We start from the raw sequence: 25,655 nt of genomic DNA, 5'->3' as shown, positions 1-25,655 counted from the left end.
GTTAGGGCCTACTTTCAATCAAACAATGTCGGAGTCCGATCTTTCTTTTCCAGATCAATAAGAATAGATTTATTTTTCAGACCACCTGCAAAACCAACGAGTTTCCCAGATCCACCGATGACCCGATGACAGGGTACAATAATGGATATCGGATTCTTGTTCAATGCACCACCGACTGCACGTACAGCTTTGATATCACCTAGTTGGCGTGCCAGATCTCCATAGGTTTTTGTCTGGCCATAAGGAATAGTGAGCAAAGCTTCCCACACCTTAAGCTGAAAGGGAGTTCCCTGCATATCCAGCGGTAGGTCAAAAACAGTGCGCTTGCGGTCAAAATACTCCAAAAGCTGTTGTTGAGCGAGTAAAAGTAATGGTGCATGGTCCTCTCTATCCGGTTGAGACAACTTCGTCCGGGTATAGTCCTCACCTTCCCACAATACGGCAGTAAGACCACGCCTGGTCGCCACAAGCCTTATGTTCCCTACTGGCGATGCGATATCTGTATAGACAAGCCCGTTATCCTGCTCCATATTTTTTATTGGCAAGTTACTAATCTTTTTTATTTCATTTCCCGCAACGAAAATATGTTCCTCAACAATTTCACTTAACTGACGACCTATATTATACAACCGCCACTACCATTTGAACACTGCTTCACCTTTATGCGATAGCCACAACCAAAGAAGACAAATTCTCAATCTTAAAAGCTAGTATCACCACAACACGATTATTAGCACCAGCAAATCTTGGTCTATCATCTTCTACTAGACAATTCTTTAACCTATTGTAATTGAACCGACTGAAAAAAATCAAAGAAAAAAACGGCTCCCATTGTCAAAAAAAATATGGAATAGTTCTCGTCGGGGCATCATATCAATGTGTATGAACAAGAGTTATAACCTAAAGACAAAGCATCATGGCAGAATTAAACCAAAAAACACAAGAAAGCGGAAAGAAAAAAATTAGAAGCCGGAAAATGGCCCCAAAGGTAGATCTGACAGCGATGGTAGACCTTGCTTTTCTTTTGATCACCTTCTTCATGCTGACCACAACACTAAACAAACCTGCAGCAATGGATATTGCCATGCCAGACAAAACAAAAGGTGAGGCGACACCTCCAGTGCTCATTGACGAAAACCGGGCAGCGACATTGATTCTTGGGGATGGAAAATTTATGTGGTATCATGGCGACTTCAAGAAGCCCATTGCCTTTTCTGAAAAACCAAGCGATATAGAGAAAACATTACCGCAGGTACTCGCACAGTTGAAAGCAAAGATCAGTAACATGCCCAACAGCAAGGATATGATCGTACTGATCAAGCCGAGTAAAGAAGCAAGGACGAAAGATGTGATCCATACAATTGATGAGATCAAACACCAAAACATCACACGCTATGTCATTGGCAAAACGCAAGAAGAAGAGGAAAAACAGTTATTAGTTTCCATTCAGTAAAATACGAAAGGGAAAGCACCAATAGCAATGAAAATCGACTAAAGTTCTTTCTAGTCAATAAACCGAGCGTAACGAGTTCATTGATGTCTTAATGAAAAATGCGAATCAATAAAAATAGGCAATTCAGAAAAAAAAGCCTATGTATTCAAAAAAGGACTGTAGCGATCCGAGCATAATCAAAGACAAAAGGGCCATTCCAAAATTGAATGGCCCTTTTGTCTTTGTGTTCAGTATTGCAATCTATTATCTTTTGTCCAGATTTTCCCAATAGCGTTCCACGTTCTCTTTTACCTCGGTAGGCAAAGAAGCATAATTGTCTGAATAGGAAGTCTTAGTATATCCATCCTCCGCCTCCGCACGCAGACGATAAAATTGTCCCTTATATAAAACCAAAGCAATACAGCTCAGCTGCTTTTCGACGTGATCCTTTGGATGCCTGGAATAGATAAACACCGCATCCAGTTTCCCATCTTTGTCAGCGTCAAAGAAGGCTTTTCTGGATTCCCACACCGAAGTAATAATACCATCTTCAACGATAGTTTCCTCCACAATAGGTACCCACATACCATCTTTTCGCTGAAATTGCTGTGCATATAGTTTATCCGGATCTGCTCCGCGTTCCTCTTTTGAAAAAATGATATAATTATCTTCTTTTTCGGTCTGAATATGCTCCACCTGCAGCACACGCTTGCCTTTAAATGGAAAACCCGAAGATTCAAAATTTTCTTTGTTGACTGTAATATCGGTGATTTGTGCCTGCGCGGTGTAACATCCCAGCAGCAGCAGGACAAAAAAAGTGTATTTTCCCATGTGTTTTCCCTAAATATCTATTCAAATTACTGACAATAAAAGAAAAATCCAATATTTTTAACATGCATCTTTACATCAACCTGATTCAATTCTCCTATATTCTCGCTAAATTTATCTTATTCATACACCGTGCAACAGCTACAGATGAGGTATCCGTTTCACAAAAGCAGGCATTAAACCCATGAAACAGGACATTCAAACCATCGCGGACATAAAAATATTAGTCGATCAGTTTTACAGCACCGTTCGTCAGGACAATCTCCTAGGCCCTATTTTTCAGGAACGTATTCAGGACAATTGGGGCATACACCTGGAAAAAATGTATCGCTTCTGGCAGACGATCCTGCTGGATGAACATACCTACTTTGGCAGTCCATTTCCACCCCATATCCCCCTCCCCATTGAGGCAAAACATTTCGATCAATGGCTCCTTCTGTTTGAAGCGACCGTCGATCGGTTATATACAGGTGAAAAGGCTGACGAAGCCAAATGGCGCGCACAAAAAATGGCACAGATGTTCCAGTTTAAAAAAGAATATTTTAATGCCAACCCGAAAAAGAAACCGCTGATATAAGACATTTTGTATTCCAGGTTCGATATGCAGTCCCACTTCATTTTCTACTAGCATTCCAGATAAAGTCCCCCCCCAATATCTGATAGGCTCATTATTTTAGCAGTCGCCATTCTCTTTTATTTTGTAACAAAAATTGCTTACCACAAGCACGAAAACAAAAATAAAGTACTAAAAATCAATTAAATACATGTTAATAACAAATTTTAACATTTTATATTCTACACAATGTAGAATAGATTCTATATTTGTAGTATGAATAAATTATCAGCGACTGAAGAACAATTGATGGGGTACATCTGGGACATGAAAAAGGCCTTTATGAAAGATCTTATGGAAGCCTATCCTGACCCCAAACCTGCTCCGACGACGATTGCAACATTATTAAAACGAATGACCGAAAAGGGAGCCATATCGTATGTATTATATGGCAATTCAAGAGAGTACTATCCCCTATTCGATAAGGACAGTTATTATCTCGCACACGTCAATGATATTGTTGAAACGTATTTTGATAATTCAGCTTTAAAATTTGCTTCTTTTTTTACAAAACAATCGCAGTTGAACAAGGAGCAATTGGAAGAACTGAAAAAAATAATTGATTCAGAAATTAAAAACAAAGCGACATGATTATCTATCTGGGAAAATTGATCGCCTGTTCAGGCTTACTGTATCTGGTATACATTTCTCTTTTGCAACAGCAAAAGCTCTTGGTATTTAACCGCTTTTATCTGCTTGCCATTATACCTATCGCTCTTTTTGCACCATTGGTGCAAACTGCTCTGCCGTCATTTATCCCTGATTTTTTTCATTTTAATAGGGTTCAACCGGAAGTAGCTCCGGAGCATATGGAGCTTGCCATCACAACCCCTGCAGCCGTCCAACAAGAACCGTTGATATCAACCAACACGGCTATTTTCCTTGCCTATCTACTGATTGCGATTGCACTTTTGATTAGGTATATAGTAAGCTATAAAAAGTTTTCATCCTACATCAGTCGCGCATCAGCGACAGACAATCCTTCAATTTATAGTATTCATGGCCTTAAAACTCCCTTCTCATTTTTCAGACGGATCTATGTACCCCGCGGCGCATATTTACAAGGAGAGATTGAGGCTTCGATTATCGCCCATGAACAGGCACATGCAGACCAGCGACATTCCATAGACGTGATGCTCATGCAGCTTATGCGCATTGTATTATGGTTCAACCCTTTGGTTTACCTGATCGACAGAGCTGTTCGACAAAACCACGAATACCTGGCAGACGATGCCGTAGTACAGGTTTATGAACGCGCTAGTTACCAACATCTGATTATCCAGTGGAGCATGTCCTCCCCCGATATAAACGCATTACCGGCCAGTAATTTTAATTTTTTAACAACAAAAAAACGATTAATTATGTTACAGAAAAGAACGAACAGTGGTAAGCTCCTGCTGATGCCTGCGCTTACCTTATTGCTGACAACAGCAATTAGCCTGTTGTTTTCGACTCATGTCGAAGCACAGAAAACAACGCCGGCCAAAACAGAAAAAACTGAACCAGCGAAACCGGCCAAGACTCCCCCCACTTCCAAAAAACCGGGTGCCCCAAAAGCTGTATCTGAACGGCCTAATCCGCCCAGAAGAGCAGATGCTCCCGCAATGGAACCCAAGAAAAATGCTACTCCAAAAGAAGAAACAATACGCTTTCCAGAGCCCAAAAAAACAGGTGGAAACAGCAAGAAAACAATGAAAAATAAGCCACCAATGCTTGAAGAAGTGAAGGTGGAAACAGCACCCAAAATAGAAGAGGTGTATGTTGAAAACGTAAAATTTCAGGAACCTAAACGGATAACTATGCGTGGAACAGCGAATGTGAGCACTGTCACATCGGTAAAAGCAAACAATGTTCAAGTCAATGATCCCAAAACGGTATCGATAGTAAAAACTGGAACTGCCACATCTGGATCGGCAAAGGCAACGGAAATTAGGTCGGCGGAACCACATACCATAACGAATGTAAACGTGCGTTCTACTAGTACCATCAGCTCCGAAGCAAAGGAAAACAACGGAAAGCGAGCCGCAAAAATCGTTCTTAAAGGTCAACCCGCAAAAAAAGAGCTTACATCAAATTAAACAGGATTTATGTCAAGTGACATGAAACGTCTGATTCAAAATGCAAAAAACCGGAGGAACAATCGTTCTTCCGGTTTTTCAACCAAGCCTATGGAAAAATCGTGAAATCCATGAGGCTGTTATTGCATACGTACCGCCTGAATCACTTTCGGCTTGGATGTTAGGTAGTTCCTAAACCCAGTTGCATACTGTTCAATCTCCGCATTTAAGGTTTCGATGTACTTCTTTTTTGCTCCGCTATCACCATCCAGTTTTACCATCCAGTTAATTTCAGTGCTATCATCCCCTTTTTCTTTGGTAAATATCGCTACCTGAACCGCTTTCAAGCCCGTTGGCAGCGCATCTTTTTCAATCGTATACACCAAAAAACGATGCTGCTCCTCCAATTGTTTCAGCAATTCATCGCGCTTGGAACCGTCCTTAAATGTCACCTCCCGTGCAATAGGCAATTCAGTACCCTTGTTAACCATGGACTTCACATAGCCATTGGAAAGAACGGCAACCAAGCCGTTATTCTTCAGCAACGACCAGACCGAGTCCCGTGCTACGGGAACCTCGATCCGTCGGTCTATATCCCAGCTTACAACAGCTGCTGTGGCCATTTGCGCCTTACCTTGCATCGCAACGGATACCAGCAAAACAAGCATGAAAAGAATACGTTTCATCGGTTATTTGTTTAAAAGTTTGGCCAATTCTTTTTCAAGATCGGCACCACGAAGATTTCGAGCGACCACTTTACCATCACCGTCTAACAAGAAGTTAGAAGGAATTGCTGTGATATTGTAATACTGAGCGGCTTCATTTTTCCAGCCTTTCAGATCCGATACTTGCGCCCAAGGCATTTTATCATCTTTTACCGCTTTCAACCAGTTATCTTTCTTATCGTCCAATGATACGGCAAAGACATCAAAACCTTTTGCCTTAAAAGCATTGTATGCTTTCAATACATGTGGGTTCTCAGCCCGGCAAGGACCACACCAAGAAGCCCAGAAATCGACCAATACATATTTCTTACCTTTCAGGTAGTCGTATAAGTTGACATTCTTTCCTGCGGCATCTGCCTGTGTGATATTGATAAATTTAGCACCATCCTCTGTTTTCTTCACAGCAGCAAGAGCCTTGTTGATATTTTCCTTCACTTCCTTTGCTTCCTGTAACCAAGGGTATTTTTCGATCAGGGGATTGACATAGCTCAGGATAAATTCCTGATCACGTCTGGGACTGACATAGCCCAAAGCATAGACCACCTGCGGTTCATTTTTATAGTTCTTAACGTACCATTTAGCGCGGGTAGCCATATTATCATATTGTTCCATCATCATATCCGTCAACGATTTAGTCATTGCCGTATCCTTGCTCTGCATAGCCATGTACTGTCTTTTACCAATAGCAATGGTATTCTGATAGTTTTGATAATTTTCCCAGTTCAGCATATTGATCAACTGATTGTCTTTACCTTCGGATTCAATAAAAACATAAGGCGGATTTTTGATTTTGATTTTAGCGGTATCCAAACCTCTAAAATCAATTTTTAAATCATCATTACCGGCCCAAAAGGTGATTCTATCCCAACCAAAAACATCCAGGCTGTAAAAACGAGGTGTTTTTGCCGGTACTTTTATTTCATAGGTATTATCTGCCTTTAATTGAATTTTCTGAAAAACCTCTGCATCTTTCATCGCTTTGTCTTTCAATACAAAGGGATATTTCTCTTGACTCTCTTTATCTGGTGGAAATTTCACTGTTCCCCGTACGGTAATGTAATCTCGCGTTTGCGCAATTAATGCTGTAGTCATCAATAGTCCAGCGACTATACCTAATACCACTTTTTTCATGTTGTATCTAATTATATGTTTAAAATTTAACCTTGAATAATTCTTCTAATTTTTTCTCCATAGCGCCACCACCTTTGGGCTCGAATCCGATTTCCTTCATAATGATTTTACCTGAGGGGTCGATCAGATAAGAAGTCGGCACTGCATTGACATTAAATAGGGAGTAGGAAACCTTGCGGTCGTCGTATAACTGTGGCCAGGGATTGGACTCCTCCTTTACAGCTTTTAACCATGCGTCCTTATTTTGATCGATCGAAATATTGATCACAATAAAATCCTTATCCTTGATCTTGCTATAGACCTCACGGATCCTTGGGAACGAGGCCCGACATGGGGAACACCAGGAAGCCCAAAAATCCAACAGGATGTATTTCCCCTTAAACTCATTAAAGTTACGCAGTTTTCCAAGTGCATCAGGCAATTCAAAATTCTTGACCGTAGCGCCTATATAGGCATTTTTCTGCCCTTGGATCTTGGCGTGTAAGGTCTGCGATTCTTCGCTTTTTTTGACCTTATCCGATAATTTATTGTAATAATATTCCAATCGTTCGAGTGGTAATGTCGTTTCCTGCGACTGTATAAAGACAGGCGAAACCGATGCATTTGGTTTCACAAATACATTCAGCAAAGAATCATTCAAGTGCACAAAAAGCTGTTCTTTATACGCTTTTGCGGTTTCAAATTGTGCATTTCCGGTCTTCATGGCATCTGCACCATATTTTTCCTGCGTCAGACGCATGGATTCCCGAAATACCTTGATTTTCGCTTCATTGTATTGGTAAAAAGAAGTCGCTGAGGCAAGACCGCTCACTTTACCGGATGATAAACCTTTCAGCACATCAAATTCCACGTTTATGGTACCCGATTGATCGTAAAACAAGACTAGTGGTGCATACATACGACGTTTGGCATGATCATATTCAATGGAAATCGCCCGTGATCCAATTTTTTTATCTTCAAAATTTATTTCGAAGTGGCCATTTTTTATTTCCGCCGAATCTTTCGCCATACGATTGTACAGGTATACTTTGTTATGCCCTTCCGTATCACCAGTTACCTTCCCAATGACCTTGACCTTAATCTGACCGATGGCCAGCTGCGCGATCAAGAGCCCTAAAACACTAAAAATTATTTTCTTCATCTATCTAAAATTTATTATTAAGCTACTCTGACTGCCATGCTTTCCGTACGGGACAGCGTTCCATGACCAAACGCATCCGCTCTATCTGTCCCTGGGTGAAGCTATTCCGTAGCGAAGCAAAGCGGACATCATCCATAGCGTTGTTTGCCAGAAACTTTTCACCATCTAAGCCTGTCTTCAGGAGACCTGAAGATTGGTTTGCCGTCTGCGTATTCCCCGTAAAATATTTCTTCGTATCCGCCACAAAGTCATTGACAGGCAAGGTTATTGAATTCGTTGCATACAGACCATAATATATACCCAGATGAGGAGCAATTTCTATTTTGAGACTCGACTCCGGAAAGAAAATTGACCGCTGAATCCCCAGACCGTAGATTGTATAAAAATCAGTTGTCGGGATTTCGGCTTCCGAGTTAACAATATTGGCAATCCCCTCGATTGCCTGCTGTCCTGCAGATACGATTTGATAAGCCGCTCGGTTATTCCCAATACTGGTATTTGCTACTGTTGGATAGATATAGATATTCAAAAATTTATCCTTGTTCCATTGGTAGGCAGCAGTCGCATTGATTTTCGCCGTAAAATTTGTGGGTAAAAACTGCGCCGTGGGTGAAGCTTTCCAACTTGCATCATACAGGATCTTATTGTAACCAGGTAGTGCTAAAGCCATCCCTGCCGGATTTTTCTTCGCCAGACGGAATTCAAAATTTGCCTGCCCGCCATTTGGATCTTTACCATACACATTGTTAAATACTGCATTCGCATAGGCTATAGCCGACTCCAATTGCTTTTGCTGAATATCTTGATAGGTCAGGGCATCATAGCCAGGGTCCGTCGTACTCAGCTCAAACACATGGAATACCACATCAATGTAGCGTTTTGCTTCCAAAGGCTTTGGTGCTTTAATCTGTACTGATTTAACCTTAGATTTCAGGCCACCGATCTGCGCATAAAATTCTCGTGTGTTCTTCGAAAGATCTTTTACCTGATATTCCATTCCTTCGACCAGCTGTCCATCCGCAAAAATCTTGACTTCAGCTTTCGGGAGCTTAGCGTAGTCCACATACATCATCGTATCCCTTGGCTGTCCCCCCGCATCCTTGATCTGCACTTTACGATAGGCCTCCAGCACAAATTGCAATGTCGCTTTGCCATCAGCGATCAGCGATGTGCTTCCTGTCGAAAAGTAGATAGAATCGATATCTCCGACTTCTGCTGCATAGGTTTGGTAATTAAACGTGTCTTTTTTGCAGGCCTGCAGGCCCAGCAAGACAATGAGTACAAAGAGTATATTTTTCATCTTTATCTATTTTTTTCGTTCATTCATCTATAACACTTAAAAAATAATTGGATTCCAGCCTTCATTTGGTACGATATGCGGATTTTCCTGCAATTCAGTCAATGGAATCGGCAATGCATAGTGATAGTCTCCGGCCTCGACCTTAATGTCAAATTCCTTATCGAAAAACTTGAGCTTACGCTGCATCGTGCCCAGTCGGTAACGTTTGAGATCTAACCAACGCTTATCCGTATCACAAAAGAATTCCTTGCGTCGCTCGCTGATAATCTCGCGCAGCAGCTGCTCATTATTCAGATTGTTTTTTGCTGTTGCCCCTCTAAATCCTTTAAACTTATTTAAGGTTGCCAGCGCTTGCTCGTTCTGATTTAAACGGCAGTAGCTCTCCGCCAATATCAGATACGCTTCCTCTGGCGTAAACAAGTGAATACGCACATATTTTGGTCCATTGGGCATCCCGTCTGGCCAGGTACTTGACAATACAGTTCCATTGAAATACGCCGCCTTCCGTATGTCATCGTTGTCAAAAGATTCCAAAAATCCGGGATCCACTTTTAGATTTGCCGGAGCAAAACCCAGATAATCGTAAGGCGATCCGTAGATGGCGCCGACATTACCAAAGTTTAACGATTGCATATAAACTGCCGGATACTCGGAATTGAGATTGCGCTGCACATTTTGAAAAGCCGTCAGTGTATTTGGAATATATGCATCCACACCATCAATAGCCGCCAGTGCATAGTTGCGCGCTTCTGTATAATCTTCCGCTTGTCTGGCCGAGGACTCGGCCTTAAACCAATAGACCTGAGCCAACAGATTCTGGATAAAACGACCATTGAAAAAGCGACTGTAACCAGGGTTCCCTCCTTCCGATTGGTAGAAGGCCAAAGCCTGTTTCAGATCGTCAATAAGGACTTTGTATACATCAGCCGATTTCCACCTCTTCATTTCAATACCTACCACCTCTTTTCCTGTATGCAGATACAAGGGAATTCCCCGGTCTTCCTTATCCATAGGTGCGAAATATTGCTGCAGTTTGAAGATATAGTAGGCCCGATGTACCAGCATCTCCCCTTTTACGCGTTTCAGTTCACTCGGATCAGCCTGCGTTAATTCGTCCGACTGGTCGATCAATGCATTTAGAAACCCGATCACAGCATAATAGTTGTTCCAGATATTATCCGAGGTCTCCATATCGTTAAAAAGTAACTTATTAGCATACAATTTTTCGATACCGTGGATGTTTTTTGGATTGATATACTGCCCCATATTACCAGCAAAATCGAAATTGTCCGCATAGGCCTCAAACATCATATTTTGTGCTTCGTTCATAATTGGAGCCTGCCCAACAATTGGACTGGTGTTTGACCGTGCAAACATATCCAGATAACCAGCCAATACAGATTTTACGTCGTCCAGGGTTGTTACCGCCCGTTGGTTTTTCGGTGGCAGATCCAAGAAGTCCTTACAACCGTTATTGATTAATGTACAGCATAATGCGATATAGATTACTATCTTTTTCATCTTTAATAGCTATTAAAATCCAATATTTAACGAAAATGAATAACTCGGTGTGGTTGGATAACCAAAAGCCATCTGTGTCTCCGGATCCGAACCTGAATAAGGTGAAATCGTAAACAGGTTATTGGCAAATACGCCGATCTGCAGCTGTTTGATCATTTTTTTGAGCACTGCTGGATTTGCGCGCCAGTTGACACCGATTTCGGTACATTTGATATACATCCCTGACTCAATATCCCTATCGATGAGGTAATTGACATAATTTGAAGCTGTCGGTGAATAATAAGGGATATCCGTCACATCACCATACTGACGCCAGCGATATTGCTGCTCCTTGAGACGGTTTGTACGTCCAGCTGTCACATCATCCGTCATCCCACTCGGTCCCTCCCGACGATCCTGAAATCCCTTGATCATATTACCGTCCGCAAACACAAAGTTTGTTGAGAACGTCATGCTTTTATACCGCAAGCGTGTATTGAAGCCGCCATATAGTTTAGGGTCCTGCTGTCCCAAGTAATATGTCCTGTATTTGCTCTGCAAATCTGCCGACGATATTTTTGAAAGATCAATAATTTCCTCGCCGCTGATATTTCCGGCCGCATCCAGACGTTGGGCCTTCACCATCATGTGTCCATTATTCGGATCGATATGGTCATATTTATAGCCAAACCAAGAACGCATCGCATAATTCTCTACATTTTGTGGTGTTAGATTAGACACTGTCGGTTCTTTCTTATAATACACCTTATCAAGGTTATTTTTGACTGTCGTCAAATTTCCACCAACCTCCCAGAGCCAGTCTGTCTTTTTGAGCAATTCCACACGTGCCGAAAGTTCCCAACCTTTATTGGAAAGTATTCCCGCATTCACGACAGAACTCGTACGCCCTACCGATACTGGTAATACCACATTGTCCAAGAGATCGGTCACCCGATTATCGTAATAGTTGGCTTCGATATTCAGACGGCTATTCAAGACAGATATCTGGGCACCATAATTTATATCTCGCTTCTTTTCCCATTTCAATACAGGATTACCGTATTTAAACGCTTGTGCTTTTACAACATCATCATAGACCAATGCGCTGAGGGTATAGGTATGGAAGGGATAGACCGAACGGTTGATACTGCCTGTATAACCAAAACCTGCCGAGAGTACAAATCGGTTCAACCAGGGCAGTTGTTCCTTGACAAACTTCTCTTCATGTCCGTTCCATTTGGCACCCACCGACCAGAGTGGTGTAAACTGATTTTTTGAGCCAATGATATCCACACCGTCCGAACGGAAATTCGCATTAAAGACATAACGATTTGCATAACTATAGGTTGCGGAACTGATAAAGGATACGGAGCGATCTTTTTCATAATACGTCCCACCTAAGCGTGACAAATCCAGCTTTTTATAGTTCGCCGGTGGCACATCATCCCAGGAAGGATAGCCCGCCATACGGTAGTCCTGCAAATAAATGGGATTGTAGTGAAAGAAACGATTGTTTGTCCGCTCGGAGACCTCATTGGCAAAAAAAGCCTGTACATAATGCTTGTCTGCGAAAGTCTTGTTATACTCGATGGTATTCCGGACCGTGTAATCGAGGGTTCTGCCTGAATTTTCCTCCAAAAAGCCATAGTTAAATTTCGGTAATACTCCAGATCCACTCGTCCGGGCCACATTTAACCAGTTTTGAGCAAAGGAACGGTAGGTGCCCGCACGGGATTCATCCGCAGTAGATACATTGGTATAATTCACCACAGCGGATCCACGGTATTGGAATCCATTTAAAAACTTCCATTCCAGTCCAAACTGACTCCGTACATTGGCATAATCCGTGGTCAACGTATTTTCCCGCAGTTCTTTGATGATATTGAAAGTCTCATAATTTAAATAGGCCGTTTCACCAACTTTACCACTTAAATCCCGATAGGTCTTATCCCAGGCATACGAGCCATCTTCCTGATAAGGTCGTTCATACGGATTGGCAAATAGTGCATAACGGAATGGATCCATGGCCGATTGCCCCTCCTTATTTTTCTTGATCGTAGAATACAGATTAAAATCTACCAATAGTTTATCGTTGATATTACGCGTCAGTTTGACATTCATCCCCCCTTGTTTGTTGTTATTTTCCATCAGTGTACCATTGGCATCCTGATAGTTCAACGAGACATTGTACTGGAGTTTCGTACTTCCACCACTCATGGCAATATTATGAGACTGCTGATAGGCCGGATTGTATAGTACATTGATCCAGTCTGTATTGATCATTGACAGTTGGTTGATCTGCTGTTGTGCTTCCGCTGCTGAAATAGCGCCATTATCCACTTGCAGCAGCAATTGGTTGGCACGTCCACCATAGACCGGATGAAAATCTTTGTACAATTGGGTTTCGAAGGCCAGCTTTTCTGCCGAATTCATAAAATTGAATGCATTACCCGGCTGCATATTCAAGGACTGTTTGGTGCTATAATTGATATAATCCTTGCCAGCTTCCCCACGTTTGGTCGTGATCACAATCACGCCATTGGCCGCGCGGGCACCGTAGATAGAAGCTGCGGTCGCATCTCGTAGAATATCGATGCTGGCGATATCTTCCGGCGGAATATTTCCGATCCCATTAGTCAGCAAGCTATTGATATTGGAACTTGTTTTATCTGTTCCAGCAACCCCACCGTTCTGTAGCGGCATACCATCCAGGATGATCAGCGGCTCACTGCTCCCGGTCATGGTATTACTCCCGCGAATGATAATTGATCCCGCTTCGCCCGGCCTGCCCGAATTGGAACGAACATAGACACCGGTCAATTTTCCACGCAGGGCCTTGTCTACGGTCGTTATCCCCGATGCCTGCAGATCCTCCCCCTTGATAGAGGAAATATTTCCGATCAATTTATTGCGTTCACGTTTTTGAAAGCCCGTGGAGATGACCACATCATCGAGCTGTTGTGCTTTGACACGCAAAGTCAGCATCAGTGTTGTTTGTCCAGCGACATGGATTTCTTCGGGGTGATAGCCCAGGCAGTTACAGAGCACCTGCTGCCCATCAGCAGGGCGGAGCAACTTAAAAGTCCCCGTACGATCAGTGGCAGTACCGATCCTGGTACCTTTGATCAGCAAGGTCGCTCCCACAACAGGATTGCCCCGTTCGTCAACCACCTTCCCTTGAATGGTATCTTTTTGTGCTGCCTGCAAGGTTAACGCTGCTGCTTTTGTTTCCCCGGTTCCTTTCGTCGTTCTTTTCTTCACCAAAACCTGCTGTCCCGAAATCTTAAATTCCAATTTCGTCTGCTGTTCAAGTAGCTGAATAACCCGTTCTATCGAACAGTTGGCACAGTCAAAGGAAATCGCAGGACTGTTTTCCACGGCCTTGTCGTAGAGAAATACATACTTGCTCTGTTTCTCGACCTGACGGAAGACGCTTATCAGCGATTTTTGTTTGGCGGCGATATTGATCTGTGCCTTTAGCCCTCCAAGCGGTGAAAGTATCAAAAGCCATACGCCTCCCCCGAGCAAAATGGATTTCACACGCCTATACTTCATGAAATGGTGTTTCATAATGTTTTAGGTTAAATATTAGAAAATTGATTAGTTTGCTTTTGTTGCTTATTCGTTTTTCGTGACCGTAATCTCAATATCAAAAAACCGCAGCATTTCCACGACTTCTTTCATGGAGTCCGTTCGCTTGATCCTTCCTGAGATTTTCTTCGTAGTATCCTGCTGTTTTAACCCTATAGACACTGGATACCAGCGCTCAAGCTCCCTGACGATTGTGAGTGCGTCAGCATCTTCAAAGTAGAATTCGCCATTACGCCAAGCCACGACCGATTCCGGATTAGCCAATGTATGAACAGTCCCCACTTGCCCATCTGACACATACTGTTCAGCTGGTTTCAGTACCGTTGGCGCATCTTTTCTCCTGCTATCGCGCACCGCTACAGCGCCCTCCAATAAAGTGACGGTCTTGCTTCGCTCATTGTGATACCCTCGGGTATTAAAATGCGTTCCCAATACCTTCACCTGCTGTTGTCCCATCGTGACGATAAACGGAGATTTTTTGTTGTGCGCCACCTCAAAGTAAGCCTCACCAGTTACCGAAACTGGGCGCTCAGCCCCTTCAAAATGTGCTGGAAATTTCAGTTGCGAAGATGCATTCAGCCACACCTCTGAACCATCAGACAATGTCACATGTAATTGCTTTCCGCGTCCAGTCTGCAGAGTTTGAAGCTGCCCCTGCAGTTTCGTATGATTTAGTTTTCTAAAATCCAGTGAACTGGCGTTGTGCGCCAATTGAGACAAATTGCTATCCAATGGGCGCGCACCATCCAATAAAACGGTATCACCTGTAGATAGAATGAGTTTTGACGATGAACTAGCATCCACATAGGTTGCTTTGAGCTCCTTCTCGTCCATAAAAGAGATGGATGAATGCAGCCACAATTTCCATAGCGAGCCCAACAGCAATAGCACGAGTACCGCTGCTGCACCAATTGCCCAGCCGTTCCGATAGAACGGCATTGATCTTACAGTCATATCAATAGCCGATAGACTGTAGTCATGATCTTGCTCAGCTTTGCGGACAATACCTTTCCAGATCTCGTTCTGTTTATTCCTATTTGGTTTATTGGATAGAAGACGCATAATCAAATTTTGATTTCTACCTATATAGTCTGTCCTTTTTCAAAAACATACTATATAAAAAATAAAAAAAATTAAAATTTGATAAAAAACAGGAATAAGAGCCAGGTAGCCTTATCACCAAAACGGTTCTTAATACGCTTTAAAGCAGTAGAAATTTGGTTTCTCACAGTCTGTACAGTAATTCCCAATTTGTCTGCAATCTGTTGGGCAGATAGGTTTTCAAATCGGCTGAGCAGAAATATTTCACGCATTTTTTCGGGCATAGCATCAATTTCCTTTCTTACTTGCTGATTTTCGGCGGCAAAATCCTGCTGTTCCCCCTCTTGAAAACTATAGTCCCAGTATTCCTCCTGTTCATTAATGGGGACAAAGATGGGGAGTCGATCCCGTTGGGCATAGAAATCGTATATTTTATGACGCAGCATGGACATCAAGTAAGCAGCGATATTGCTTTTCACTTGCCAGCCAGCGCGATTTTTCCAAATAATGTAAAAGACATCTTGTGTAATGTCAGAAGCATCTTCTTCTGTAGGTAGTTTTTGCAGGGCTGTCCGATAGATTTTTTTCCAATACGTGTCAAACAGCCTTTTAAAAGCAATGGGATCGGCATTATTAATCGCCTCAATCAGTTCAACATCGTCTCTGTTCACAGCTAGGTTTTTCGTTAAAAGGTACTTGTTTAGAATTTATAATTTCCAAGTATAGAAAAAAAAACTTAGAAAGCAATTTCTAAAACCTCTTTTTAAGACAGCTACCTTTAAAAAAAATAGCGAACTCAAGTTCCTGTATGCGAATAAAATAACTGATTAAATTAAATAGATTAAAGTACACTAGAACAACCTATCCAAACAGATAAATTAAACTAAAAAGTATAGACAAAAGATAAATTGTTTATTTAAAATAGAGTTAATATACAGCTAATATCGCTAGAATACCTTTGCGGTATGAGAAGAAACCAAATTACAATCCTGAGTTTACTATTGTCAGTGGCAATAGCTGGCTGTAAAGACAACGACAAAATCGGAGATGGTGGAGAGAATCCGCCGGTGGAAAATTTAGAAAACTATTCAAAAGAACCCGCTTTTGTCTTTGGCATGCCCGGTTTTGAAAATTTAAAGATCACCACCCTGATCTCAAGTTCAGATAAATTATCCGGCAGTCCTGAATTCGTATTCGCTGGTCAACCTGATGGTGCTGGATTTATGAAGGATGACAAATCAGATGGTTTCCTGATGATCAGTAACCACGAAATCACGCAATCGGTATCCCGTGTTTATCTTGATAAAAACTTCAAACCTATTAAAGGCGAATATATCATGGATGGTACCGGTGGTAGCACCAGACTGTGTTCGGCTACACTTGCCACACCTGAGGAGCATGGGTTTTCCGCTTTTCTAACAGCTGGAGAATCTGGCGAAGAGAGTATGGTTCACAAGCTGGATCCACTGGGATCTGTAGCACAACGCTCAGACAAAAACCGTGTTAAACCAGCTTTAGGTAAAGCTTCTATGGAAAATGCGGTTCCTCTACCTAAAGATGTATCCAATGGCAAGACTTATATCCTGATCGGAGAAGATCAATCATACGGTTCAAGCCATCAATCTGCTGGTCAATTGATCCTATACGTCGCTGATCAACAAGGTGACTTGGATAATGGCAAGCTATACGCCCTAAAGCGTAGCAATAATGACTATACCGAAACGAATATGAAAAAGGGTAGTTCTTATGATGTCGAGTTTGTCGAAATTCCAAATGCCAAAAATAAAACTGGTAAAGAAATCAACCAGGCAAACATAGACAACAAAGCCATCCGTTTCTCTCGGGTAGAAGATGTGGATTACCGTAAAGGTGCTGGTAATGGACGTGAAGTCTATTTTACCGCAACTGGGCAATCAAGTGATGGCAAGACCCCAACAGAAGGGTTAACCATGTGGGGCCGCGTCTATAAACTGAATATGGACGCTAAAGATATGTTGAAGGGCAAATTAGAAGTTATAGCTGAGGGAGATTCCGATCCGGGAAATAACCTGATCAATCCGGATAACCTATGTGTGACCGAAAACTACGTGTACATACAGGAAGATGGTGATTCTTATTATACTGATGCCAAACACGATTCTTATATCTGGCAATACAATATGGCGACCAAGACCTACAAGCCTTGGTTAAACATGAAACATGAGCGCAACAACCAGGATTGGCAAACAGCTTATAACCAAAGCGGCAACCTGCAGAAATTTGGCTCTTGGGAATTTGGAGCGATGACAGATGTATCCAAATTGGTTGGCATTCCAAATACCTTTGCTGTCAATATCCACTCTCACACTTGGCAGAATGATAAATTTGCCAACGCGGATGGATCTGGTGCGGTTACCAACAAGGAAGGTGGTCAGGTCGTTCTTATCCGTAACGTGCAACGATAATTTAAAAAAATCAATACTAAAACTCAAAAGGGTATTCTTTCATAGCGAGAGAATACCCTTATTGTTATTTTATTCAAACATAAAAAATAAATGAAATATTGGCTTGTGAGCGGTCTGATAGCAATTGTATTATTGGCTATCATGTGTAAGGGAAATCAGGAGACAGATCCCCAAGATCTGCCAGCGATCAGACAACAGGTGTTAAAGATCAATACCGCATTTGATAAACAGATTGACCAACAGATCGCCAACGTCGAAAACAATAGTAGCGACCAACAGTTGCAACAAGGATTTGATCAGTTGCGGCTCACCTATAAAACTATGGAATGGGCAGTTGGCTATTTTATGCCCGAGACCGCCCGTTTTTTGAATGGTCCCAACCTGGACGAAATCGAACTGGAAGAAAATGCCGTCATCGAAGCTGAAGGTTTGCAAACTTTGGAGGAATATTTCTATCCCAGTTATCAAAAGGAAGAAAAACAACAGATTATTCGATTTTTAAAGAAGCTAAAAAACAAATCCCTAGCGATCAATACCTATTTTGAGGTCAATACCTTATCATTGCCACAGCTCATGGAATCATTACGCAATGAGGTATTCAGAATCACGACATTAGGCGTTACAGGTTTTGATACCCCCATCTCGGGGAAAGGTCTCGTCGAATCGACTCATGCCCTCGATGGTGTCGCTGATGTATTGCGTATGATCAAAGGACAGGTCAATCATCCTGGCGAGATCGAAAACATCTTAGGCTTAATTAAAACAACCAATACGATATTGGGCAAGAGTGCAGATCGGAACCAATTTGATTACCTCGGTTTGATGGATCAACATTTGAATAAAATTTCCGATGCACTGCATCAATTTCGAAAATCCGAAGGTATCCCATCCTTGCAGGTCAATCATCCTATCTCGCCCGATGCATCCAATCTTTTTAGCGAAGATGCCTTTAATCCCGATTTCTTTGTTCCCTCAGAGCGACAAAAAATGAGTCCTGAAAAAGTTACTTTGGGCGCCAAATTATTCCGGGACAATATCTTATCCGGGGATCAAACCCGTTCTTGTATCTCCTGTCATCATGCAGACAAAGCCTTTGCGGATGGGGTCAAAGTACCTAGTACCCTATCCGGTGCGAAGATGGATCGCAATACCCCCTCCCTTTCCTATAGTAATTATCAACATGGGCAATTTTGGGATATGCGTCGCGAAGATCTGGAAGGACAGAGCATGGACGTCATCACCAATAAGGACGAGATGCACGGATCCATGACGGAAATTGCCAAACGCCTGAATCAGCATAAGACCTATACAAAAGAGTTTAACAAAATTTATAAGACCGATACTGTTGAAAATTGGCAGGTACAGAATGTATTGGCCAGTTATGTCCGTTCATTAAGCACATTTAACTCCCGCTTTGACCGTTATATGCGCGGTCAGACCCAGCTATTGACAGCAGATGAGAAAGCCGGGTTTAACCTCTTTGTAGGCAAAGCCAAATGTGCTACCTGTCATTTTGTTCCCCTGTTTAACGGGACAGTACCGCCAGAATATGCCAAGACCGAATCTGAAGTATTGGGCGTGGCTGTAGACTATCGTAATAAGCAACTGGATCCCGACCGCGGCAGAGGACGCTATCATGAGACGGTACCCCAATTGCAATATTCCTTTAAAACACCGACAGTACGCAATAGCAGCAAGACGGCGCCTTATATGCACAATGGTGGTTATGTCACCTTAGAACAGGTCATGGATTTTTACAACAAAGGCGGTGGTCAACAGTTTGGCTTTAAGCTAGACAATCAGACCTTACCGACAGATACATTAGGTCTAACAGCAAAAGAAACGGCCAAAATTATTGCTTTTCTCAAAGCATTGGATGATTGATCCAAAAAGTAATATATCATCTCCTGGGTAGCAAATACACACTATCGGGAGCCTATCAGAATTCAGATACAATAATAAGCCGCATGAACGGGGAGTTCTATGCGGCTCAAGTATGTATAGATTATCAGGAATATATATGACGATTGAAATCCGCAATTGTCCCGAAAAATTTTAGAAAAGTTTTAGAAACCTTGATCAGACGTGCAGCATACAAAAAAAGAAGCCGCAAGAACGGGGAATTCAATGCGGCTGTAACCAAACTAAGAATAGTAATTAAAATAAATCTGTGTTATTAGTAAGACGGTTCAGCAGCCCGATTGTCCCGAAAAATTTTAAAAAAGTTTTTTACTACCTTAGATAAAGAAATCAAACGAGGAAAACCAACTTGTTTTTCATTAACTAACGTAATATTTTATATGAAATCATATGCACTTGTTTTAGCAGCGGGCCTGCTTCCGGTTGTTGCCTTGTGTCAGAAGATCGTTGCCCCCGGCAGCCAGGATATCAACACCAAGTATATAAAGCCTGAGAAATCGCTTTACACGGTATATTATGTCAAAGATACCAACTGGGACAAGCAGGGTACAATAACGTACGATATTGTTGCGGCCAACAATCAACTGAGCCTGACAAGTTCTTATACACCCAAAGACAATGCTTGGGTCACGGCCCGCACCAGCGTCGTGGATGGAAGCACACTAAAATCCATCAGCTATGCGGCTGACACCAAGAAAACAAAATTAAATCTCAATTTTGGCGAAACCATCACTGGTAATTATTATTCCAAAGAGACCAAAAAAGATAAAAAACTGAATTTAAAATCCAACGAACCATTTATTGACTTCAACTGGACAGACCATCTGATGGGCACACTTCCCCTAGATGTCGGTTATAAGGCACGGATTCCGCAGTTTTACTACAATGACGAGTCCAATGTTCAGGTGGAATACTACACCATTAAAGAAGTCAAAAGCTATAGTTATGGCTCACCGAAAACAGGCAAACATGACAGCTGGTTAATCACGCTATTGGAAGAGAACACGGGGGCCATCTATAATTATGTCGTGGACAAGAAAGACCGCCGTTTGTGGCAACGGGAGATGTCCATGGGCAATGGTAAGTGGGAAATTACAGTCAACGAGGAGCTCGATTACCAACCCATCAAAAACCGATTTAACAAAGAGCAAGCTGTTCAACAGATATCCAATGGTAACAGTGTGATCGTCGGCACCGCTTATGCACGGTCCAGCTCCGGCAAGCGGCTGGCTGGTCTTGTCAATACAGCGAAAAAACAATATGCGCCAAAAGGAACAGAGATTATGCTTTTTCCAAATTCAGCATACTACGAAGAATGGCTTGAGGTAAACAAAAAAATCCGAAAGCAAAAGAAAGTTGCGGAGGTTCCGTTGGATCCCGATTTTGGCCACTCCATCAAACGTACAAAGACCTATGATGATGAGGGACACTTTGAATTTGCGGAGCTCATGCCGGGCAATTATATCATTATGACCAGCTTTGATTTTTCCAACTCCTATAATTACTCCTATGTATCGGGTTACACCAATTATTACAACTATTGGGGTTATACCGGATCGACAACAAATTACGGCACCGGGCGATCCTCCTATATTGACAAAGCAAATATAGAGAAGCGCATTAGCATAGATAAGGATGGCGAGAAGAAAGAAGTGAATTTAAAAGAAATGTAAGCATAAATAGAAAGCCGCACAAAGGGGGAATTTGTTGCGGCTTTAACACGAACTTATGAAAAACATATACTTATGAAAAGTATCTATCTATAAGACGGTTGAAAACCCCAATTGTCCCGAGAAAAATAAAAAAATAAATTACCGCTATTTCTTTTTGAGTCGCTCCAAATAAGTATCCACACTCAAGGCGAAATTCCGGTAGCTGCCCAATAGAAAACAAGCACTGGCCCCCACCCAAACGGAATAGTTAAATGTCACTTTGATGCCAAAAGACAAGGTCATCATCAATGCAAAAATAGTCAGCAAGCTACCCGATAGTAGCGCCGCCAAACGTGTCCGATAACCGATTAGCAGCAATAGCGCAAAAATGACTTCCAGTATCGTAGCCCCTATGGCGAGCACATTGCCCATGGCAGCAGGTGCAAAAAAATTGAGCTGATTGGAATAAGCGACAAAATTGGCCCAGTTTCCCCAGGAAGCATTCGCAGTGCCCGGTGCTCCCCAAAAACCCAGACGATCCGCCACTGCAGATAAAAAGGCTGTTGCCACAGCCAGACGAACAAAAAGTTGACTATACATATGCTTTATTTTTTGATCAAATATAAAACAACAATAATCGTGTCAACTTAAACCAGTTTAAGAAATCAATTGACTAACAACAATAAGGCCGCCAGTACATCGGGTACTGAGCGGCCTTAAACATCAATTAATACGAATAAGAATTTATATGGTGTATCCCCTCCATTAAAAGTGATACACTATCTAAGTGACAACCGAATTGCCGAATAGTCCCAATAAATTTTTTAATTTCTTACACAACGTACTGTTACCCCATGATTGACATCAATATTTTCGGTTACTTGAACATTGATATCCGAAGCACTGCTAAGATGTTGCTCCATTTGCAAATAATAAGCATCATTTGAAGTCTCCGGTGTAGAGCTCCAATAGTAACCTTTTGCTTTATAAGGAGAATGAAGATCCCAGTCGATGATACTGCTATTGCCGTGCGAACGGTAACCTAGCGAAGGGAATGTGACTGATTTTCCCGCAGCTGTAAAAGTTACATAACGGTTCCTGGCCGCACTGTTCAGCCCCCCAACTTCGGATGAAACAGCCACTAGGTTGTCGAACTCCTGTCTTGTAGGCATTCTCCATCTTCCAGCCGGATATACCTCACGACATGGATCTTTATGCGGGCCTGAATTTGTAGGCTGATACGACGCCGAATAAGGAACCAATCCATCCGGCATCCATTGCCAATATTCCTTGTTCATTTCGGCCACATTTGTCGTCGTGTTATAGATATTTGACGGTTCACTTCTGAATTTGTATCTGTAACCGGCAGGAGCTGTAGCATCATAATATAAATTTGCGGTCGCCCAAATAGTTGAGCCCATTGGGACACCACCCTGTACGATATCAAGAACAGCCTTGTGAGATACGCCTGCAGCAGGTGTAAAACCAGCGTTATTATTTGTATAAGAGAAAACTGCATTTACTGGATAATCTGTTTCTACAGCACGGTCATTTTTCAGTTTGATAGACTGTAATCTTACTTTCAGATTAGCAATCAATGTCGCTGTATCTGCTGTGTAATAATAAACCGTTCTGACATTTGCTGCCGGAGCAGTACCGGTCAATGTAGTAGTTATTACTGGTGCAGTGAAATTGGACGTGATTCCAGTTTTCAGGTTAAAAGTCCCTTCTTTAAAATAGTTTTCTTCAAATGAGATTTTCGCTTGTGTGATATCGGTCGCAAACATACCAGCCGCATCGATCTCTACCGCTACCCGTCCAAGCTTACGTTTAAAGGTAATAGGCAACAGGTCATTGGCACCGATAACGGATGAAATTGTAATCTGTCCAGTCGCATACAAAAGCTCTTTCGATACCGAAGTCGGGATCGTCGGATTACTTGTGTTCGTCACATCGGCAAGCGATTCATCTGTATTGTAGGAATAAGCAATCCAGGTATATTTTGCGCCAGCAACTACAGGTATGCTCGCCAGGGTGCCTGCCGTAAGCTCTACGGATTTATTGAATTGTCCGTTGTCCTTATAGAGTAACAAGCGGTACTTCTTACCAATACCCATCGGTACATTGGCACGGGTTCCTTTTGCTATACTTGCCGATTTGGCGATCGGAGCATCACCATAGCTGTCCTGTGTAAAGGAAGTCACTATATCAAATGCCGGTAATTTAACAGTTTCAGCATCTGTTGTTTTCGTAACAGCATTCACAGATCTAGCTTTTGTGCTGCCAATTTTAATTCCCTCTGACTGGTTCACCAGGATATCGTCACCAAAAATACCGGCAACAGATACTTTCATTACTGCTGTTTCATTTGGTACAATAGGCTGGTCATCTTTTTTCGAGCAACTGAACATTACTGCCGTGCCCATAAAAAGCATTGTCATCACGACCATGCGATTAACTACATTTTTTAATGTTATCTTCATGTCTGTTTTTTCTAAAATTTGTTAAGATGATTGATTCTTACAGTTCTACACTGTTTTCACCAACGCTTCCGTTGTCCTGCCAGTCTTCGATTTGAGGATTGTTGCTTGCGCCGCCAGGGCTTAGTGAATTGGTAGATCCTGCGGCAATTCCATGTTCCATTTCAACATGATAGACCCCTAGCACGGGGCTTAGATAGATTTCTTTCTTTTTCATTTTGTGAGTTTTTATTTTGTTTAATTCATAGGTACATCGTGTAAAGATTACACTGCATACAATAACATGACGGTTAGGAATCTCAATTGTCCCGAGGAAAATGAAAAAAAATTACAGACCTAAGGGAGGTCCAACACACAAAAACAACAAAGCCTTGTATTTCAAATAAATACAAGGCTTCACAAACAGTAAGTAAGACAATTAAAAATCAGGAAGAAATCCTGTAATCAGCTATTTTAAGGTGCTAGTACTCCCGTTTTCAGCATACAGGCTTTCATCCGTTGATAGGTACGTTCAATATCATGATCCAAACCGATCGAAAAGCGAATCAGTCCATCGGAGATCCCCATACTCACCCGTTCCTCTTCAGGGATTTCGGATGAAGTCGAACTACCCGAGCAGGAAAATAGCGTTTTATAAAACCCGAGACTTACCGCCAAATAGCCCAGATTCTCCTTTTGCATGAGTTCCATGAGTTCATTGGCTTTCGCTGTCGTTCCGGCATCCAAAGTCAATATACCACCAAAGCCATATTCCGCATGCATCATGCTTTTTAGCAGTTCATGCTGCTTATGAGAGGACAATCCGGGATAGGAAACTTTCAGTCCATCCCGCTCAAAACGCTCAGCCAAGTACAAGGCATTGCAACTATGCTGCTTCATGCGGATATGGAGGGTCCGTAGGTTTTTCAGAATACTGGATGAGCGCAGGCTGTCCATCGTTGGTCCCAGCAACATACAGGCCCCGGAGTTTACATTTTTGGTGTCATTGATAAACTCCTGTGTCCCACAGTAGACACCGCCGACCGTATCACTGCTACCATTGATAAATTTGGTCAGGCTATGGATCACAACATCAGCTCCCAGAAGTCCCGGTGAAACAGATAATGGCGAGAAGGTATTATCCACCACCAGTTTGAGATTATGTTTCTTGCAGAGCGCTGACAGTTTTCTTAAATCCGCGACCTCCAACAACGGGTTGCTGACACTTTCGCAATAGATTATTTTCGTGGTCGGACCTATTGCACGCTCAATCGCTTCGAAATTACTGATATCAACAAAACTTGTCTCGATTTGAAAAGGCGGTAGAAAATTTTTAAGGAAAGCATAAGTCCCCCCATAGATCGTACGGCTTGAGATAATATGGTCGCCACTTTTGCAGAGCTGCAAAAGCACCGTCGTTATCGCCCCCATTCCTGAAGCCGTGACATTCGCTGCAGCCGTATTTTCCAGCTTGGCCAGCGCCTGCGCCAAATATAGATTCATCGGTGATGAATGCCGCGAATAGAGGTAGCAACCATCCGCATTGCCCTCAAAAGTGTCAAACATGGTTTTAGCCGACAGAAAAGTATAGGTTGAACTATCCGATATCGACGGATTTACACCACCGAATTCTCCAAAATATTGCAAGTCCTGTATTTCGTTTGCTGCATTAAAATCTTCCATCTGAATATAATTTGGTTTATTGACAATTCTATTTTTATCTATAAAATTGAGATATTTTAAGTTTTATTACAACACTTTATCAGTATATTAGATTATAAATCTAGTATTTAAAACTATTTTAGATAATAAATCTAAAAC

The 25,655-nt window shown here is 42.1% G+C and carries 21 protein-coding genes; 7 read left to right on the top strand and 14 right to left on the bottom strand.

Annotation, left to right across the window (positions count from 1 at the left end):
• Positions 1-14 precede the first annotated feature (14 nt).
• Positions 15-530, bottom strand: coding sequence for a methylated-DNA--[protein]-cysteine S-methyltransferase (locus DFQ12_RS12390; protein ID WP_120259389.1), 516 nt, complete (start codon positions 528-530; stop codon positions 15-17).
• A gap of 386 nt (positions 531-916) precedes the next feature.
• Here DFQ12_RS12390 and DFQ12_RS12385 point away from each other — a divergent pair, with 386 nt between their 5' ends.
• Positions 917-1,453 carry an ExbD/TolR family protein gene (locus DFQ12_RS12385; RefSeq protein WP_120259388.1) on the top strand — a complete coding sequence of 179 codons (537 nt, stop codon included), beginning with the start codon at positions 917-919 and terminating at the stop codon, positions 1,451-1,453.
• A gap of 243 nt (positions 1,454-1,696) precedes the next feature.
• On the opposite strand, the gene DFQ12_RS12380 is transcribed toward DFQ12_RS12385, so the two are convergent.
• Positions 1,697-2,263: a hypothetical protein gene (locus DFQ12_RS12380; RefSeq protein ID WP_120259387.1), complete on the bottom strand. Its 567-nt coding sequence runs from the start codon at positions 2,261-2,263 to the stop codon at positions 1,697-1,699.
• A 181-nt stretch (positions 2,264-2,444) separates the two neighbouring features.
• Here DFQ12_RS12380 and DFQ12_RS12375 point away from each other — a divergent pair, with 181 nt between their 5' ends.
• From DFQ12_RS12375 to DFQ12_RS12365, 3 genes are all read left to right on the top strand, one after another.
• Positions 2,445-2,837 (top strand): group III truncated hemoglobin, encoded by a 393-nt coding sequence (locus tag DFQ12_RS12375; RefSeq protein WP_120259386.1) that lies wholly within the window; start codon positions 2,445-2,447, stop codon positions 2,835-2,837.
• 252 nt (positions 2,838-3,089) lie between these two features.
• A complete protein-coding gene (locus DFQ12_RS12370; protein ID WP_120259385.1) occupies positions 3,090-3,464 on the top strand; it encodes a BlaI/MecI/CopY family transcriptional regulator in 375 nt (124 codons plus the stop codon).
• On the top strand, positions 3,461-4,951 hold the full coding sequence (locus tag DFQ12_RS12365; RefSeq protein ID WP_120259384.1) for a M56 family metallopeptidase: 1,491 nt from the start codon (positions 3,461-3,463) through the stop codon (positions 4,949-4,951). Before DFQ12_RS12370 ends, DFQ12_RS12365 begins: the two co-directional genes overlap by 4 nt.
• A gap of 119 nt (positions 4,952-5,070) precedes the next feature.
• Here DFQ12_RS12365 and DFQ12_RS12360 read toward each other — a convergent pair whose 3' ends face one another.
• From DFQ12_RS12360 to DFQ12_RS12325, 8 genes are all read right to left on the bottom strand, one after another.
• Positions 5,071-5,616 (bottom strand): SRPBCC family protein, encoded by a 546-nt coding sequence (locus DFQ12_RS12360; RefSeq protein ID WP_147420401.1) that lies wholly within the window; start codon positions 5,614-5,616, stop codon positions 5,071-5,073.
• Positions 5,617-5,619: 3 nt separating this feature from the next.
• Complete coding sequence (locus tag DFQ12_RS12355; RefSeq protein ID WP_120259382.1) at positions 5,620-6,786, bottom strand: TlpA family protein disulfide reductase; 1,167 nt, start codon at positions 6,784-6,786, stop codon at positions 5,620-5,622.
• A 19-nt stretch (positions 6,787-6,805) separates the two neighbouring features.
• Entirely contained in the window at positions 6,806-7,927 is a 1,122-nt protein-coding gene (locus DFQ12_RS12350) for a TlpA family protein disulfide reductase (protein WP_120259381.1), read from the bottom strand.
• Positions 7,928-7,949: 22 nt separating this feature from the next.
• Positions 7,950-9,227, bottom strand: a complete 1,278-nt coding sequence (locus DFQ12_RS12345) for a M43 family zinc metalloprotease (protein WP_120259380.1) — start codon at positions 9,225-9,227, stop codon at positions 7,950-7,952.
• 36 nt (positions 9,228-9,263) lie between these two features.
• A complete protein-coding gene (locus DFQ12_RS12340; RefSeq protein ID WP_120259379.1) occupies positions 9,264-10,748 on the bottom strand; it encodes a RagB/SusD family nutrient uptake outer membrane protein in 1,485 nt (494 codons plus the stop codon).
• Positions 10,749-10,760: 12 nt separating this feature from the next.
• The gene (locus DFQ12_RS12335; RefSeq protein ID WP_120259378.1) at positions 10,761-14,297 is read right to left on the bottom strand and encodes a SusC/RagA family TonB-linked outer membrane protein; all 3,537 of its coding nucleotides are present in this window, start codon (positions 14,295-14,297) and stop codon (positions 10,761-10,763) included.
• A 48-nt stretch (positions 14,298-14,345) separates the two neighbouring features.
• On the bottom strand, positions 14,346-15,380 hold the full coding sequence (locus DFQ12_RS12330; RefSeq protein WP_120259377.1) for a FecR family protein: 1,035 nt from the start codon (positions 15,378-15,380) through the stop codon (positions 14,346-14,348).
• Between the two features lie 71 nt (positions 15,381-15,451).
• A complete protein-coding gene (locus DFQ12_RS12325) occupies positions 15,452-16,030 on the bottom strand; it encodes an RNA polymerase sigma factor (protein WP_167457265.1) in 579 nt (192 codons plus the stop codon).
• A gap of 294 nt (positions 16,031-16,324) precedes the next feature.
• On the opposite strand from DFQ12_RS12325, the gene DFQ12_RS12320 reads away from it, so the two are divergent.
• From DFQ12_RS12320 to DFQ12_RS12310, 3 genes are all read left to right on the top strand, one after another.
• A complete protein-coding gene (locus DFQ12_RS12320; RefSeq protein ID WP_120259375.1) occupies positions 16,325-17,803 on the top strand; it encodes a PhoX family protein in 1,479 nt (492 codons plus the stop codon).
• Between the two features lie 90 nt (positions 17,804-17,893).
• Positions 17,894-19,687: a cytochrome-c peroxidase gene (locus DFQ12_RS12315; protein ID WP_120259374.1), complete on the top strand. Its 1,794-nt coding sequence runs from the start codon at positions 17,894-17,896 to the stop codon at positions 19,685-19,687.
• A gap of 416 nt (positions 19,688-20,103) precedes the next feature.
• A complete protein-coding gene (locus tag DFQ12_RS12310; RefSeq protein WP_120259373.1) occupies positions 20,104-21,396 on the top strand; it encodes a DUF3108 domain-containing protein in 1,293 nt (430 codons plus the stop codon).
• Positions 21,397-21,540: 144 nt separating this feature from the next.
• Here the strand turns inward: DFQ12_RS12310 and DFQ12_RS12305 are convergent, their stop codons facing one another.
• The 4 genes from DFQ12_RS12305 to DFQ12_RS12295 form a co-directional block, all read right to left on the bottom strand.
• Positions 21,541-21,975, bottom strand: a complete 435-nt coding sequence (locus DFQ12_RS12305) for a DoxX family membrane protein (RefSeq protein WP_120259372.1) — start codon at positions 21,973-21,975, stop codon at positions 21,541-21,543.
• A gap of 224 nt (positions 21,976-22,199) precedes the next feature.
• Positions 22,200-23,858 (bottom strand): FISUMP domain-containing protein, encoded by a 1,659-nt coding sequence (locus tag DFQ12_RS12300; RefSeq protein WP_120259371.1) that lies wholly within the window; start codon positions 23,856-23,858, stop codon positions 22,200-22,202.
• A gap of 37 nt (positions 23,859-23,895) precedes the next feature.
• The gene (locus DFQ12_RS28135; protein WP_167457264.1) at positions 23,896-24,072 is read right to left on the bottom strand and encodes a hypothetical protein; all 177 of its coding nucleotides are present in this window, start codon (positions 24,070-24,072) and stop codon (positions 23,896-23,898) included.
• 236 nt (positions 24,073-24,308) lie between these two features.
• The gene (locus DFQ12_RS12295; RefSeq protein ID WP_120259370.1) at positions 24,309-25,517 is read right to left on the bottom strand and encodes an aminotransferase class I/II-fold pyridoxal phosphate-dependent enzyme; all 1,209 of its coding nucleotides are present in this window, start codon (positions 25,515-25,517) and stop codon (positions 24,309-24,311) included.
• Between the last annotated feature and the right edge of the window lie 138 nt (positions 25,518-25,655).

The organism is Sphingobacterium detergens (assembly GCF_003610355.1).
In the GTDB taxonomy this organism is placed as follows: domain Bacteria; phylum Bacteroidota; class Bacteroidia; order Sphingobacteriales; family Sphingobacteriaceae; genus Sphingobacterium; species Sphingobacterium detergens.
This window is presented reverse-complemented; position numbering and strand designations above follow the sequence as displayed.

Excerpts from the sequence above, each read along its gene's own strand:
- DFQ12_RS12310 (WP_120259373.1), top strand. The coding sequence starts at position 20,104 with ATGAAATCATATGCACTTGTTTTAGCAGCGGGCCTGCTTCCGGTTGTT.
- DFQ12_RS12385 (WP_120259388.1), top strand. The coding sequence starts at position 917 with ATGGCAGAATTAAACCAAAAAACACAAGAAAGCGGAAAGAAAAAAATT.
- DFQ12_RS12390 (WP_120259389.1), bottom strand. The coding sequence starts at position 530 with ATGGAGCAGGATAACGGGCTTGTCTATACAGATATCGCATCGCCAGTA.
- DFQ12_RS12375 (WP_120259386.1), top strand. The coding sequence starts at position 2,445 with ATGAAACAGGACATTCAAACCATCGCGGACATAAAAATATTAGTCGAT.
- DFQ12_RS12330 (WP_120259377.1), bottom strand. The coding sequence starts at position 15,380 with ATGCGTCTTCTATCCAATAAACCAAATAGGAATAAACAGAACGAGATC.
- DFQ12_RS12355 (WP_120259382.1), bottom strand. The coding sequence starts at position 6,786 with ATGAAAAAAGTGGTATTAGGTATAGTCGCTGGACTATTGATGACTACA.
- DFQ12_RS12315 (WP_120259374.1), top strand. The coding sequence starts at position 17,894 with ATGAAATATTGGCTTGTGAGCGGTCTGATAGCAATTGTATTATTGGCT.
- DFQ12_RS12340 (WP_120259379.1), bottom strand. The coding sequence starts at position 10,748 with ATGAAAAAGATAGTAATCTATATCGCATTATGCTGTACATTAATCAAT.
- DFQ12_RS12345 (WP_120259380.1), bottom strand. The coding sequence starts at position 9,227 with ATGAAAAATATACTCTTTGTACTCATTGTCTTGCTGGGCCTGCAGGCC.
- DFQ12_RS28135 (WP_167457264.1), bottom strand. The coding sequence starts at position 24,072 with ATGAAAAAGAAAGAAATCTATCTAAGCCCCGTGCTAGGGGTCTATCAT.
- DFQ12_RS12335 (WP_120259378.1), bottom strand. The coding sequence starts at position 14,297 with ATGAAACACCATTTCATGAAGTATAGGCGTGTGAAATCCATTTTGCTC.
- DFQ12_RS12295 (WP_120259370.1), bottom strand. The coding sequence starts at position 25,517 with ATGGAAGATTTTAATGCAGCAAACGAAATACAGGACTTGCAATATTTT.
- DFQ12_RS12300 (WP_120259371.1), bottom strand. The coding sequence starts at position 23,858 with ATGAAGATAACATTAAAAAATGTAGTTAATCGCATGGTCGTGATGACA.
- DFQ12_RS12360 (WP_147420401.1), bottom strand. The coding sequence starts at position 5,616 with ATGAAACGTATTCTTTTCATGCTTGTTTTGCTGGTATCCGTTGCGATG.
- DFQ12_RS12365 (WP_120259384.1), top strand. The coding sequence starts at position 3,461 with ATGATTATCTATCTGGGAAAATTGATCGCCTGTTCAGGCTTACTGTAT.
- DFQ12_RS12320 (WP_120259375.1), top strand. The coding sequence starts at position 16,325 with ATGAGAAGAAACCAAATTACAATCCTGAGTTTACTATTGTCAGTGGCA.
- DFQ12_RS12350 (WP_120259381.1), bottom strand. The coding sequence starts at position 7,927 with ATGAAGAAAATAATTTTTAGTGTTTTAGGGCTCTTGATCGCGCAGCTG.
- DFQ12_RS12380 (WP_120259387.1), bottom strand. The coding sequence starts at position 2,263 with ATGGGAAAATACACTTTTTTTGTCCTGCTGCTGCTGGGATGTTACACC.
- DFQ12_RS12370 (WP_120259385.1), top strand. The coding sequence starts at position 3,090 with ATGAATAAATTATCAGCGACTGAAGAACAATTGATGGGGTACATCTGG.
- DFQ12_RS12305 (WP_120259372.1), bottom strand. The coding sequence starts at position 21,975 with ATGTATAGTCAACTTTTTGTTCGTCTGGCTGTGGCAACAGCCTTTTTA.